General features: G+C 36.7%; 8 protein-coding genes and 3 tRNA genes. 8 read left to right on the top strand and 3 right to left on the bottom strand.

Features of this window, described 5'->3' with window-relative positions:
* Positions 1-61 precede the first annotated feature (61 nt).
* The 6 genes from uvrC (at position 62) to GQR59_RS04255 (ending at position 5,807) form a co-directional block, all read left to right on the top strand.
* Positions 62-1,894: an excinuclease ABC subunit UvrC gene (gene uvrC / locus GQR59_RS04230; protein WP_160060833.1), complete on the top strand. Its 1,833-nt coding sequence runs from the start codon at positions 62-64 to the stop codon at positions 1,892-1,894.
* Between the two features lie 591 nt (positions 1,895-2,485).
* Positions 2,486-3,049, top strand: coding sequence for a CDP-diacylglycerol--glycerol-3-phosphate 3-phosphatidyltransferase (gene pgsA / locus GQR59_RS04235; protein ID WP_160060834.1), 564 nt, complete (start codon positions 2,486-2,488; stop codon positions 3,047-3,049).
* Between the two features lie 194 nt (positions 3,050-3,243).
* Positions 3,244-3,319, top strand: a tRNA-Gly gene (locus tag GQR59_RS04240).
* Positions 3,320-3,327: 8 nt separating this feature from the next.
* Positions 3,328-3,401 (top strand) — tRNA-Cys (locus GQR59_RS04245).
* Between the two features lie 11 nt (positions 3,402-3,412).
* Positions 3,413-3,498, top strand: a tRNA-Leu gene (locus GQR59_RS04250).
* Positions 3,499-5,117: 1,619 nt separating this feature from the next.
* Complete coding sequence (locus tag GQR59_RS04255) at positions 5,118-5,807, top strand: PEP-CTERM sorting domain-containing protein (RefSeq protein WP_160062392.1); 690 nt, start codon at positions 5,118-5,120, stop codon at positions 5,805-5,807.
* A 596-nt stretch (positions 5,808-6,403) separates the two neighbouring features.
* Here GQR59_RS04255 and GQR59_RS04260 read toward each other — a convergent pair.
* The 3 genes from GQR59_RS04260 to tesA all read right to left on the bottom strand — a co-directional run bounded on the left by GQR59_RS04260 (position 6,404) and on the right by tesA (position 11,271).
* On the bottom strand, positions 6,404-9,364 hold the full coding sequence (locus GQR59_RS04260) for an ExeM/NucH family extracellular endonuclease (protein WP_160060835.1): 2,961 nt from the start codon (positions 9,362-9,364) through the stop codon (positions 6,404-6,406).
* A gap of 345 nt (positions 9,365-9,709) precedes the next feature.
* Positions 9,710-10,585 carry a DMT family transporter gene (locus tag GQR59_RS04265; RefSeq protein WP_160060836.1) on the bottom strand — a complete coding sequence of 292 codons (876 nt, stop codon included), beginning with the start codon at positions 10,583-10,585 and terminating at the stop codon, positions 9,710-9,712.
* Between the two features lie 83 nt (positions 10,586-10,668).
* Entirely contained in the window at positions 10,669-11,271 is a 603-nt protein-coding gene (tesA, locus tag GQR59_RS04270) for a multifunctional acyl-CoA thioesterase I/protease I/lysophospholipase L1 (RefSeq protein WP_160060837.1), read from the bottom strand.
* Here tesA and GQR59_RS04275 point away from each other — a divergent pair.
* Both GQR59_RS04275 and GQR59_RS04280 read left to right on the top strand, forming a co-directional pair.
* The gene (locus tag GQR59_RS04275; RefSeq protein WP_160060838.1) at positions 11,270-11,956 is read left to right on the top strand and encodes an ABC transporter ATP-binding protein; all 687 of its coding nucleotides are present in this window, start codon (positions 11,270-11,272) and stop codon (positions 11,954-11,956) included. The genes tesA and GQR59_RS04275 overlap by 2 nt on opposite strands.
* Complete coding sequence (locus GQR59_RS04280; protein ID WP_160060839.1) at positions 11,953-14,367, top strand: ABC transporter permease; 2,415 nt, start codon at positions 11,953-11,955, stop codon at positions 14,365-14,367. Before GQR59_RS04275 ends, GQR59_RS04280 begins: the two co-directional genes overlap by 4 nt.
* Positions 14,368-14,629: the final 262 nt, after the last annotated feature.

A 14,629-nucleotide genomic window follows, 5' to 3' on the forward strand; every position in this document is an offset into this window, starting at 1 on the left:
ACTTAATGAAAGATAAAATTTAACTGGTGAACAAAACGTAGCTTATGGCCAAATTTAACTTATGATCAAATTTAACTCTGATGCTTTTCTAAAAACAGTAACAAGCGAACCTGGTGTTTACCGAATGTTCGACGATACAGATACCATCATCTATATCGGTAAAGCTAAAAACCTTAAAAAGCGTTTAGCGAGTTACTTTAGTCTTACCCAGAAACACCCTAAAACATTAGCACTCGTTAGCCATATTGTACGTATTGAAGTGACGATTACGCATACGGAAACAGAAGCGTTAATACTTGAACATAACTTCATTAAGCAACATAAACCCAAATATAATGTACTACTACGTGATGATAAATCTTACCCTTATCTGTTTTTAAGCGATCATAAACATCCTCAGCTGACGTTAGTTCGTTCACAAAACAAAAAGCGTAAAGGTACTTACTTTGGGCCTTATCCAAGTGGTGGGGCAGTACGTGAAAGCCTGCATTTAATGCAAAAACTGTTTCCTATACGTCAATGCGAAGATAGTTATTATAAAAATCGTTCACGTCCTTGCCTACAGTATCAATTAAAACGCTGTTTAGGTCCTTGTGTTAATGCCATGCCAGAACAGGAATATACACACCAAGTGGAATTAGCGACTGCATTTTTACAAGGTAAAAGTCAGCATGTTATAGAGCAGTTAGTAACTGAAATGGAAACGGCTAGTAATACATTAGAATTTGAAAAAGCAGCGGTAAGGCGAGATCAAATTCAATCACTGAAAAAAGTACAAGAGCAGCAATGGGTCAGTGGTGAAGTTGAACAGTTAGATGTATTAGGTTTTGCTTATCAGCATGGTGTGGCGAGTATCCACATGTTATTTATTCGCCAAGGGCGAGTATTAGGTAGTCGTAATTACTTCCCTAAAGTGCCTAAAAATAGTTCTCAAGAAGAAGTGCTTAGTAGCTTCTTAAGCCAATTTTATTTATCAGGACAAAACGGTAGAGCTATTCCTAGAGAAATTTTATTAACCGATGACTTTGCGGATCGTGAGATATTTGAGGAGTTGTTCTCTGAGCACAGCGGTTATAAAACTAAACTTAAAATAACCATGCGTGGCGAGCGTTCACGTTTTACTAAATTAGCAAAAACCAATGCAAATATTGCATTAAGCACCCATTTGAGTCAGCAAAAATCAATTCTACAACGTTATAACTTGCTAGAAGAAAAACTTGAATTAACTCAACCGATCAAACGTATGGAATGTTATGACATCTCACACATGATGGGCGAAAAAACCGTGGCATCCTGTGTGGTATTCAATCGAGAAGGCGCTAAAAAGTCAGATTATCGTCGATTTAATATTACAGGCATTACGCCAGGTGACGATTATGCGGCAATGGGGCAAGTACTCGCTAGACGTTTTAAAGATTTACAAAGTGCAGAAACAACACCAGATATTATCTTTATCGATGGTGGGCTAGGGCAACTGAATCAAGCAGAAAATATCATTAGCTCGCTTGAACATAATTTCCCTGAGAAATACCCGTTATTGATTGGTATCGCTAAAGGTGTTGCACGAAAAGCGGGTGAAGAAACGTTGATCTTAGCGGATAGTCATGAAATTTTAGAAATGAATAGTGATTCACCTGCATTACATCTTATCCAGCAAATACGTGATGAATCACATCGCTTTGCCATTATGGGCCATCGCCAACAACGAGACAAAGTAAGACGAACCAGTACCTTAGAAGGGATTGCTGGCGTTGGCGCTAAACGACGTCAAATGCTACTCAATCATTTTGGAGGGTTACAAGGGGTGAAGTCGGCTAGTGTTGATGAATTAGCTAAGTTGAACGGCATAAGCAAAAGTTTAGCTGAAACTATTAACGAAGCACTGAATCATTAACTAAATCAGTTTGAATAAAGTAAATCGTCTTTATATTAAATGCTTTATTGATAACTGTTGTTAACGAAAAAGATTCAGTGTTTTAATTAATAAATTTTCAAATTACTTTTAGCCTATACCGTTCAATATGCTTTGTTCAGTCGTTAGCTTGGACTTCAAATCAAGGCGTAACATGTTGACAATACCTATTCCTTATCTTTATCTTTATCAAAGGTTGCAACGCAGAGTTGGTTTCAAGCTAACGACCTAGCGTGTAAGCGGTGAAGTAAACACCTCGTTGTTCGAAAGTATCGATTTAACCCGTTAGGTCTTCCTCTATCTGTCTAGAATCTGTTCATTTCACTGCTTGCTGAATGTTGTACTTTGAATGGTAACGGGTATAAGTTTTTTGTGTTTTTAATACAAACAAGATAAAAGTCAGATAAATTTAGCGAAGCCATCGTTAATTTTTAACTACTTTCAGGTAAAACTGTTAAAAAACACATCAAGGCACTAAGCATTCGTTTTAATTGTTTATTTTATGAGTTAAGGGTTTGCAAATACAAAGCATAAAGTGCCAAAATAAGCAGGCATACCTTAAAGGATACATTAATGCTTAACATTCCCAATATACTGACTAGTTTTCGAATTCTTTTGATCCCCGTGTTTGTGGTTATATTTTACCTGCCAGCAGAATGGTCAGCACCTGCTGCGGCATTTATTTTTTGGCTCGCTGGTATAACAGATTGGTTAGATGGTTATTTAGCTCGTCGTTTAAATCAACAAACTGCTTTTGGTGCATTTTTAGATCCCGTTGCGGATAAAATAATGGTCGCAGTGGCATTAGTCATGATCGTTGAACATTATGCGGTTATTTGGATAACCGTTCCTGCCATGATTATGATTTGCCGTGAAATTATTATCTCAGCACTACGAGAGTGGATGGCTGAATTAGGTGAAAGAGGTATTGTTGCTGTTTCTTGGATCGGTAAAGTGAAAACAGCATCACAAATGTTAGCGCTATTTTTATTAATTTGGCAATATTCACCTGTAATGGAATGGGTAGGTTTTATTTTCTTATATGTTGCTACTGCATTAACATTATGGTCGATGATAGTTTATTTAAAAGCAGCATGGCCTTTGCTAAAAAAGAGCAATGAAAGCAAAGTAGATTAAAGAAAGACTAAAAGCAGATTAATATAGGTTAAATTGGTGAATATCTAAACGCTTCGTCTAAAAAAACGTCGAACAACTTAAAAGAAGCAAAAAAGGTGATAATTTCTATTGACTCATTGTGAAGAATCATTAGAATGCGCACACATCGAGAGGGGAAACAGTTTACTAGTTCTTCTTGAGATAAACATAGTGATGCGGTACTAGCTCAGTTGGTAGAGCACGACCTTGCCAAGGTCGGGGTCACGAGTTCGAGTCTCGTGTACCGCTCCAAATGTTTTGGCGGAATGGCAGAGTGGCCATGCAGTGGATTGCAAATCCATCCACCTCGGTTCGACTCCGGGTTCCGCCTCCATTACAATCTTTGCCCGGGTGGTGAAATCGGTAGACACAAGGGATTTAAAATCCCTCGACTTATGGTCGTGACGGTTCAAGTCCGTCTCCGGGCACCAATTTCATAAAAGAACCAGCTTATAGCTGGTTTTTTTATATCTAAAATTTGAGTTTTTAGTTTATAAGCCAGTTTATAAGCGTTTAATTTATGCACTTATTATTTTAATCCAAGTACCAAGCTTAATGTGATCGGGGGCCTGTGAACTTTGATAATAAAATCCCCGCATCTAATTCTGGCCGTGAAGGTTCAAGTCCGTCTCCGGGCACCAATTTCATAAAAGAACCAGCTTATAGCTGGTTTTTTTATATCTGAAATTTGAGTTTCAGTTTATAAGCGTTTAAGTTATATCAAGCTGAATGCAATCGGGATTTCGTAAACTCTGATATTAAAATCCCCGCATCTAATTCTGGCCGTGACGGTTCAAGTCCGTCTCTGGGCACCAATTTCATAAAAGAACCAGCTTATAGCTGGTTTTTTTATATCTAAAATTTGAGTTTTTAGTTTATAAGCCAGTTTATAAGCGTTTAATTTATGCCAAGCTTAATGCAATCGGAATTCTGTAAACTCTGATAAAAAATCCCCGCATCTAATTCTAGCCGTGACAGTTCAAGTCCGTCTCCGGATACCAATTTCATAAAAGAACCAGCTTATAGCTGGTTTTTTTATATCAAAAATTGGATTAGTAAATATTGTTCTTGTTTATACCTTTATACCTTTATTCCTTTATTCCTTTATTTCTCTATCACCTCCTTAAATTATCTAAATGAGTCATCAATTTAATTTAGTCATGTAAGGTTATTGGTTTCAATAACCTTTATTAAGCTATTTAAAGAGGCCTGAGACGGTTTTTCTCTTTTTATTATATTGAGAGGTGGGCAGTTATTTATTTTCTCTAATAACGCTATTAACGGCTTTATTTAACGATTTCTATTTTATTAAAGTAAATTAATATGAAATAAATGATGTGATATCTGGCATGTGTTAGGTCTTTCTAGTTTGAGTGGTGTAAATCTCTATTATTTAACCTCAATGCTGGTTAATGAAAGCGGAATTTCATTTAAAATCATGGTTATATTTTTTACTAGTCAGTGCCGTTAGTTTTACGTAGTTCAAGGCGAATTATTGAATTAATACCAAAAGAATTAATAAGGCGATCATTCTTGCTGGTTAAAATTACCCCTAACTGCGTTGTGAGTTTTGAAGTGAGATCAACTATCTCCTACAACTCACACCTTATTAGTGTTAATTTTTCCTGCGCAATCTCTGATCACTTATTTAATTCCATTGGTATAATAACGGGTTATTGATAAATAATTTAACGTAGAAATCCCCGAAAATCACGGTGTTGTATCGCTTTACCTGCCCAGAACTGAGGTTATTTACTTAATAAGTTGCTCTTTAGTCAGTTACTTTATCAGGTAACGTAGTGTCGATTATTCATACACCGAAGTAGGTATAACATAAGTTATGTTGTCTGAAATGAAAAATAACCCCAAAGAGGTGTCGGGTTTCTTTTCACTTTGATTTCTTAAAACACATTAAAAAATCTATCTTATTGAAACTAAAGTGATATTTATCATGGCATGGTATATGCTTTATACTATCTTAGGAATACCTAAATAATCGTTTACATCTTGCCTACTAACATTAGCAATAGTGAACCAAAGGATAAAACATATGTTAAATTCAAAAAGACTTTTGATTGCTGTTACAACTAGCTTTTACTTAATGTCTGCATTAATCGCGACAAGTGCACAAGCTTCATTAATTACTACATCTCCAGAAACTATTATTAGTGTTTCTTTGGATGGTGACCTTAATTCAGCTGGTTCAGTTAGTAGTGGTTCATTATCTAGTACTGAAGTGATTGCACGTGAACGAGCTAATGAATCTCAAGAAGATTTACGTATTGCGACTTTTATTGATTTTGATTTAAGTTTCTTAACGTCAGATATCGTTAATGCTTCAACGTTCTCGGCATTGTTTGAAATTGATTTTGTTTCTCGTCTTAATACTATCAATGATTTAAGTGTTTTATTAGGGCAAGTTGAAAGTGCATGGAGTGATGAGTCTGGTTCTTTGCCTTTATTTGAATATGCTGATTCATCAACTAATCAATCTGTAGTGGTAGATAACGTTAAGACTGATTCGTTTGACACTTATACTGTTGATGTAACGAGCATTATCCAAGATTGGGTAAACGGCGACACAGAAAACAATGGTTTTGTTATCTTCGGTTCAGAAACTGCTTTTCAAGGCGCTGGATTTAATAATGCATCATTAGTTGTTGATGTACCTGAACCTTCTACTATTGCTATCTTTGCATTCGGCCTATTAGCTTTAGTATCTCGTAGAGTTAAGAAATAACTTTAATCTTCGAATCAATATTTGAATGATATAAAGCACCAATTGTGATGATTGGTGTTTTTTTTTACTTGATGATTATAGGCAATACATTTCATAAATCAGATTTTATAATCGCTTCATCTGAATAGCCTTACCTAACAACCTGCTATTAAAATCTCCTTGCTACTTTGATTGCTTTGATAGTCTCAATTACTTTGGACGTTTCTATTGTTCAGTAATTTCATACCTTTTAAAAATCGTTATACCGATTACATTAAATAAGTGATCTAAATTTTACGCAGGAAAAATGACTTAGTTTAAGGCGTAAATTGAGGCCTTTCGAAGATTAACTTCGTTAATCGTCTATCGGTATGTTTGATATGACTGTAAATTGAAAAACTATTTAGTTGATGTGTTTTGTAGATCGGGTGTTTCATATTAATAAGGTTGTATTAGTTATTATCGTATTTTGGCTTAAATATTAAGTTTAAATATCTGATTTAAATGCTAGGTGTAAATTACAGTGAGGAATCTACAGCTTATAAAAAAGCCCTTTATGAGAAACACATAAAGGGCTGATATTAATTGCTAATATAGAGTAAGCTTTAGCAGTTGCTTTAACTTTGTTGACGACGTCTTAAACGCCATCCAGCAAAGCCTAGTAGTGATAACAATGTGAATATGTTGCTACTACCACCGCTAGTGTCGTCAGCGTTATTATCTGTATCTTCTTCTGTCGTTAACGTGTAGTCGTTTGTTGCAACTAATTCATCACCTATAAAGCTAGATACTGTTACATCTCCTGCGCTAGCCTCTTTTACTTCAACCGTTGCCCAGCCTTGTGTTATTTGCTCTTCAGTTAAGTCTATTGAACCCGTTTGGCTTGTTGCTGCTCGCGAACTTTCAACTTCTGAAATAACTGCATTTACATTGGTGCCTATTTGTAAACTATTGAAAGTAGAAGCGGTTAGATCAACAACTACAGTGAATGTACCATCTTCATCAATCGTTGTTGTTTGAACGGGCAATGAAACAGGTTCACTTGGTAATGAAATACTTTCACCTAAATCACTCTCTATACCGAAGTTTAAAACGATGATAGCAGGATCGTGATCTGATGAACGGTAAGCATCGTTATAAATGTTTACATCACCAAAGTCGTAATCATATTGAAATAAACCGCTTTCTATTGAGTTAATATTCCAATGTGCAGCATCAACGACTAGTTCGCCAAGCTCTTCATCTACTAAAATGTAATCTAATGTACCGACTTCATCATTGAATGAGTAGCTTAAACCCTCTTCTTCAAATTTAGCTAGTGTATCGATATAGCCATAACTCTCAGTTAATGTCGCACCATCTGGACCATGTAACTGTTCACCTAGCTCATCACTGTCACCACCAATATAAGTGTAAGCGGCAGCCTTAAGTTCATAACCTGTTTCTGCATTATCTTGGTTGGTTAATAGTAGAAGCGGGTCTTCACTTGCATACGCATTTAGGTCACCCACAATCATGGTGTAACCTTCTTTCTCCGCTAAAGAGTTAGCTAATTGGAAAGCACCAGATACACGGAAGTTTTCACAGCTACCTTGTAAATCAGTATCGGCTAATTGTTCATCGTTTATAACATCTTCATAACAGGTAGAGCCTTTAGATTTTAAATGATTAACAGAAATCGTTAGTTTTTTATCTGTGCCAATCACTGTAAAAGTAGGCGTTACCGCGTCACGCATGAAATTATCACCCGATTCAGAACCAGTCTCAGGTGCATGTTGTTGTGGCATTTCTATCACATCAAACTCATCTAAACTTAATTTATTAGCACGGTAGATGGCTTGATTAGTAATGGCATCGGTACCGATGTAATCGTAGTCTTCACTAGACGCGATAGTGTATTGCTTATCTTCATCTAATGCTTCGTTTAATGCTGTTACCAACGCAACGATTGCGGAGTCTTCTGAAAAGCCATTATTTTCAACTTCCATTAACCCTACAAAGTCAGCATCAAGCGCAACTAATGCTGCGACAATTTTTGCTGTTTGCACTGCCAAATCATCTGCATTGTCAGCACCACGATTGCTACCGTTTGGATTTTCTGCACCGCCCACTTCTGAGTTAAAGTAGTTCAATACGTTAAATGTAGCGATTTTTAGGTCACCAGACTCAATAACAGGTGCAACTGTTCGATCGACACCTTCATGATCAAAGTTTTCTGCTGTTAATTGATTATCAACATATAAACGGAATTCCGAGAATGAGTAACCAATAAAACCTTGCATACCGTCAACCGTTGCACCAACACGTAAATAATCCTCGGTTGTGCCAGTACCGTTATCTGCACCGAAATCTTCATACCAAGGCACGACTCCATCTTCAGCTTCTGTCGCTGTTTCAATAAATAGACGATTTAAAGCATTATTTTCCGTTTGTTCAATTGCGCCTGCTGATCCTGGGTTGTTATTTTGGTTCGGCTGACGGTTGATATCACCATGAGCAAGTACCATGTTGTTTCTGAAACTATCAAAGTCGAAACCAAAAGTACGTGTGATTTTCATGTCAGAACCAGTGTTTAACTCGATAAACATACCTTCATAACGTTCTAAGGTATCTTCAAAATCATCATCAGTGTCTAACGTTTCTAATGTCGTTGCCGTCATTGGGTTATTACTACCCGTTGCCTCTACAAATTCAGCTGAAAGTTGTGTCCAATCAAAGGATTCTGTTGCTTGACCATAAGCAACTACTTCATCGCCTACTGTTAAGTCTAAACCTGATACTGCACTGTAACTTACAAAAATACCATCGGATGTTGTTACGTCACCATCACCCGTTGCATCCTGCATAAAAAATCCAACAGGTAAGTCACTGCCTAAAGAAGCCGTTTGGATGTGTGTCACAATACCTGTTACTTTAAACACTTCTTCTGAGTCAAACTCAAAGTTATCAGGATCGGTGAATGGTGAACTTTCACCGTTACCTTGTAGTTGCATGATGGTAACTTCAGCATCAAATTCAGGTGCTGTTGCTTCTGCTACTTCACTTACCCCATTAATACTGCCTAGTCTACTTGAATCATCTTTAGCCAGTATTTCCCAATCTGCACTGTTGTAAACTGCTTTTGGAGTTTGGTCGAAAGAGCGCACTAATGTTACGTCTTTATTCCAATCTACATCATCAAATTCACCGGCGACATCATGTGCAACGCCATCGATAAACAAGGCAATGGGATCATCACCGTTGAAGTTCACAGGGTTGCCACCTGATGTTTCATCTGCTTTATTCAATATTTCAGTGTCTGCTTGCGTATTTGCTATTACATATACGTCGCCAGCTTCAATTGTTACATCGCTTAAATCAAAAGTAGAACCTGTTGCTAAGTCTTCTAGTGGTACTCCACCGTTAGTACTATGAGCAATAGTGTAACCTGTAAGTGTTACTGCACTGCTACCTGTGTTTGCGATTTCAACTGCTTTATTAAAACCACTACCTTCAATAACTTCTGAAATGAAAATATCGGCTTGTGTTGGTGCTGAAAGAGCAAATGCTATACCTGCTGCTAATAAACTTTTATTCATAAATCCCTCTATTCTTTCTTATTAAATACATTTAAAAAAACCAAAACACCTAGCAAAATCATGCATAGTGTGTGGTGGTGATAAGTTGATTGAATATTTATTCAATTGAAAGGCTGCATAATAAGCACCTTGTGTGACAAAATTATTGAATAAATATGACCATTTAATGTAAATTTTAACTACCTCAAAATAGGTGCTTTTAATTAAAACAATTACTTAGAGTCTTTTTGATTGTAATGTAAGTGCATTAAGTTGACCAGAGGGTTAGGAAATATAGTTGAATAATTATTTTAAGTTAATCGATAAGTAATACTTATCGATCTACAGAAGAGGGTAAGAGGCGAATCAAGCGCGTTTTTGAATGAACAGTCCGACTATGATTAATATGAGACCAATCACGGTAGCAGGGTAGATAGTTTCTCCAATAATCTGACTTAATAATAATAGAGAGACAAAAGGGGATATAAAAATTAAATTACTAATTTTACTGGTGCTTTCAGCGTATTTTAATGCTGTTAGCCAAGCAACAAAAGCAAGCCCCATCTCAAATAACCCGATATAGGCCGCACCCAACCAACCTTGCCAAGCGGTTATGTAAATATCATCGAAAATTAAGACGGTTAACATGATCATAGGTAAACTGCATAAAAAGCATAACGATAAAGCAATCATAGGATCTGCATCATTTTTGCTATTAAATATCCAATAACAAGCCCAAAGAATAGTACTTAGTAAAGCTAAAGTAACACCTAAAGGGCTGACAAAATCAAGCGCGAGTAAGTTTCCTTTAGTGGCAATAATCAACGCGCCTAAGTAACCTAATGTAATAGCAATAATATCGTTACGGCGTAACTTCTGCCCTAATACGGGAACAGCCAATAAAGAGAGGGTAATCGCCCAGGTGTAATTAAGAGATTGTGCTTGTTGTGCGGGTAATAAGTCGTAGGCCTGAAAAAGCAATGAATAATATAAAAAAGGATTAATTGCCCCCATTAAAAGATAAAAGTAAGGGCGCTTTAAAAAACTCGTTTTAAGTAAGCTTATTTTATGTTGTCGATAGCAGATAATGAGTAATACAGCGCTACTTACAAAACTTGCTACTAATAGCATTTGTAATGCGCTGAAATAAGTCAATGTAATCTTAAAAGCAGTGGCTACAGTGGACCACATTAATACTGCTAATAACGCAAACAGCGTGGCTGTTTTTTGGTTTTTAATCATGATCCTAACTCTATCAACGAACGTATTTCATTTTTAAAGCATTTTGATTGTCAGCGCTATGTTTTTATGAGTTGAAGGCAGTATTATTTTATTATTTTCCCTAATTCTGTCGCAATAAATTCAGCAATCCATGGCTGTGCTATTTCTTTTGGATGCAAACCGTCACTCATCATCCATTCAGGTTTAGTAATCACATATTCCAAGAAAAATGGCATGAGAGGGATATTTTTTTCTTCACTTAATGAAGGGTAGATACTAGAGAATGCATCACCATAACGTTTTCCATAGTTTGTCGGCACTCTAAGTTGCATTAAAATAGGTTGAGCTTTTTTTGTTTTGACTTGCTCAATCATTGCACTTAGATTATTACTGACGATATCGGGTGAAAATCCACGCAAACCATCATTTGCACCTAATTCAAGTAATACATAGTCAGGTTGATGTTTTGCTAATAATGCGGGTAAACGCGCCAAACCATTACCACTAGTATCGCCTGAAATACTGGCGTTGATTATTTTAATTTGTTGATTTTGTTGTTTTAATTTTTCTGGTAATAATACCGGCCAGCTATTTTCTACTGGCATTTTGTAACCTGCGCTTAAACTATCTCCAACAATCAGTAACGTGTTACTGTTGACGATAGATGAAAACAAAAGTGTACATAATAAGGAAACGAGTTTAATCATGAGTCAATCCATTATAAGTGTTGAAAACATTACTAAATCAGTTATTAGTAATAATAACGAGTTATCTATCCTAAAGGGGATCTCCTTTAACATCAATGCTGGTGAGTCAGTTGCTATTATGGGGACATCGGGTGCGGGTAAATCAACTTTAATGAGTTTACTTGCTGGATTAGACCAGCCAACCTCGGGAAAAATTTCAATTTTAGGTTCTACCATTTCTACGATGGATGATGAACAACGTGCGAAAATGCGCAGCGAATCTATTGGGTTTGTATTCCAGAATTTTCTACTTATCCCTTCTCTAAATGCGCTTCAAAATGTCACTTTACCAATGGTTTTACGTGGTAATGAAGATGAAAGTAGCAATAACCAAAAAGCTAAAGCATTATTAAAAGAAGTAGGTTTAGCTGGACGTGAAACTCATTTACCAACCCAACTCTCAGGTGGTGAGCAGCAACGTGTTGCATTAGCTAGAGCATTTGTTACACGCCCAAAAATCTTATTTGCCGATGAACCAACGGGTAACTTAGATCATAAAACGGCACAACATGTGATTGAACTACTATTTGCGATGAATAAAGATCAAGGCACAACATTGGTGTTAGTGACGCACGATGCTGAACTTGCTAAGCGTTGTCAACGTACTTTGATTATTAGTGATGGCCAGTGTCAGGAATCCGCATGAAAACAAATAAAATGATAATAAACTGGAGCTGGCGAGAGATATGGTCCGGTCAGCTTTGGCCTGTAATGGTTGCATTAACCTTGATCATTGCTTGTGTTGTTGCACTTTCTACGTTGGCATTACGTGTAGAAAAAGTAATGACGAATCAAGGTCGCGCGTTATTAGCTGCGGATTTGGTCATGAGATCATCAAATCCTATTTCTTCATCACTAGTAGATAAAGCAGAAGCTGCCGGACTCACTATTTCATCGCAAAGTCGCTTTCAAACGATGGCATTTAGTGAAAAAAAATTACAATTAGTCACTGTTAAAAGTGTAGAAACAAGTTATCCATTGCGCGGCGCGTTAAATTTACGTGATGGTCGCGAGGTTGTGACACATGAAGTGAAGCCCGGTGAACTATGGCTATCTCCTAGGTTATTTTCTATTTTAGAAACTGAGATAGGGGATTCAATTGCTATTGGCGATGCGGAGTTGACAATTACAGGGGTGATTGATGATGAGCCTGAGTTAGCTTATAACCCTTTTAATAGTATCCCCAACTTATTTATTCATAGTAGCGACCTAGATAAAACAGGTGCAATTCAAGTAGGGAGCCGAGTACGTTATCGCTTATTCCTTAATGGTGATTTAACTTCTTTAGCTGCTTTTCAAGAAAGTTATGAATTACAGTCTGGTGAATCATGGGTCGATCAAAACAGAGAAAGCCGTGCGGCCAGATTAATGGATAAAGCAAAGCAATATTTATCTTTAACTATTTTAATGGTTATTTTAATGGCTGCTGTAACCCTTATTTTAACCTGTTTACATTACGTCAGAAACCGAAGTGAAACTGTTTCTATGTTAAAAAGCATGGGGGCTAGTCGAGCATGGCTACGCAGTTGGTTAACAACACAAGTGTTGATTATGTTTGCCGTTGCTTTTGTTATCGGTGGTTCGCTAGGACTACTATTAGAGTATTTATTACGTATTCCACTCGCAGGTATTTTACCAAAAGAATTACCAAGCGTTGGCGTACAGCCTTTTGTCTTTGCCATTGGGGTCGCACTTTGTATTGGGTTACCTGCTTTATTGATCCCATTAACACGGTTATTAGATGCCCCTGCGATTAATGTTATTCAAAAACAAGCGGTACAATACTCCAAAAAAAGCTGGTGGTTATTATTGCTGCCCTTGACGGCATTGGTGGTGTTTTATGGCGCTAATATACAAGTCTGGATGGTCTTAATAGGTTTGCTCGTTTTATTTGTTGTATTAGCTTCTTTAAGCTTTAAGTTTTTAAAGTTATTAAGCAAGTTGAAGTGGAATGCTGCATTTAGTCTAGCGCTAAGTCGTATTAGTCGGTCACCCAAAAATAGCATGATGCAGTTAGCCGCATTATCTGGATCATTAATGTTAGTCGCATTAATCTGGCTAATTAAAAGTGATTTATTGGGGGATTGGCAACAAACATTAGCGCCTGATGCACCTAACGTATTCTCTATTAATATTAGTCCTGAAGATCAGCCTAATTATTTAAAAGAACTAGATAAGTTTGAACTACCAAGAAGTGATGCTTTTGCCATCATTCGTGGGCGTATTACAAAAATTAGAGATCAAAATACAACCGATCTTGCTGTTTATGAAGATCCTGAAATACGTATTTTAAAACGTGAAGTTAACTTTACTTGGATGGATCAATTACCTGTTTACAACGAAGTCGTCGCAGGTGAATGGACTGGTGAAAAAACAGTGTCTGTTGAGGTAGAGGTTGCTGAAGAGCTAGGCATAAAATTAGGCGATGAAATGACCTTTGAAGTAAATAGCCAACCATTTACTGCAACCGTTAATTCCTTTAGAGCTGTTGAATGGCAAAGTTTAAAGCCTAATTTTGTCTTCATCTTTAGTAAAGATGCCGTTGCTGATTTACCTGCAACATGGATGGTTAGTTTTAGAGCAGAAGAAAATCAAACAACCTTTGTAAATCAACTTGCTCGTTTATATCCGACGGTGACTTTATTAGATCTTCGTACAATGGCAAGTAAGGTACAAGGTCTATTAAGACAGATTTCTTGGTCTTTAACTGGTTTAGCGGCTTTAGGTGTATTAGCTGGTATTTTGCTTATTTTTACTTTATTGCGTTTAAGCTTGAACGAACGCAAACGAGAAATTACGTTGTATCGCACCTTAGGGGCAAGTAAAAAGCGTATTAGTAATACTTTGTGGGCTGAGTATGGATTATTGGCATTAAGTGGTGGCTTTGTTGCTGCTATTGCTGCTGAAATTATATTATTCGGCTTAATGACGTGGAGCTTTGAGCTACCAGCACAATTGCATCCAATGATGTTCATCGTGTTACCGCTATTGGCGGTGTTGGTTGTTTTTATTAGTTTAAGTACAGTGATTAAAGCATTGTTAAAACCATTACGTTAATGATAAAAAGAACGGCTTTTGAATGCCAAAGGTCGTTCTCTATCTTTTTACTTCCTTATCGCCCTTCAACTTTATCGACGTAGTACGTCATATTAAATGTTTACTTCATTAAAATATCTTAACGGCATAGTCTACTTTTATTATCATATAAATAACCAATAAAAAGCGCAAAATCGACCATATTTATAGTTGCACATAATACGAAAAGTCCGTAGAATTCGGCCTTCACTTTACTGCTGAATTAGTGATCGGCAGTAATACT

The organism is Psychromonas sp. L1A2 (genome assembly GCF_009828855.1).
Taxonomy (GTDB): domain Bacteria; phylum Pseudomonadota; class Gammaproteobacteria; order Enterobacterales; family Psychromonadaceae; genus Psychromonas.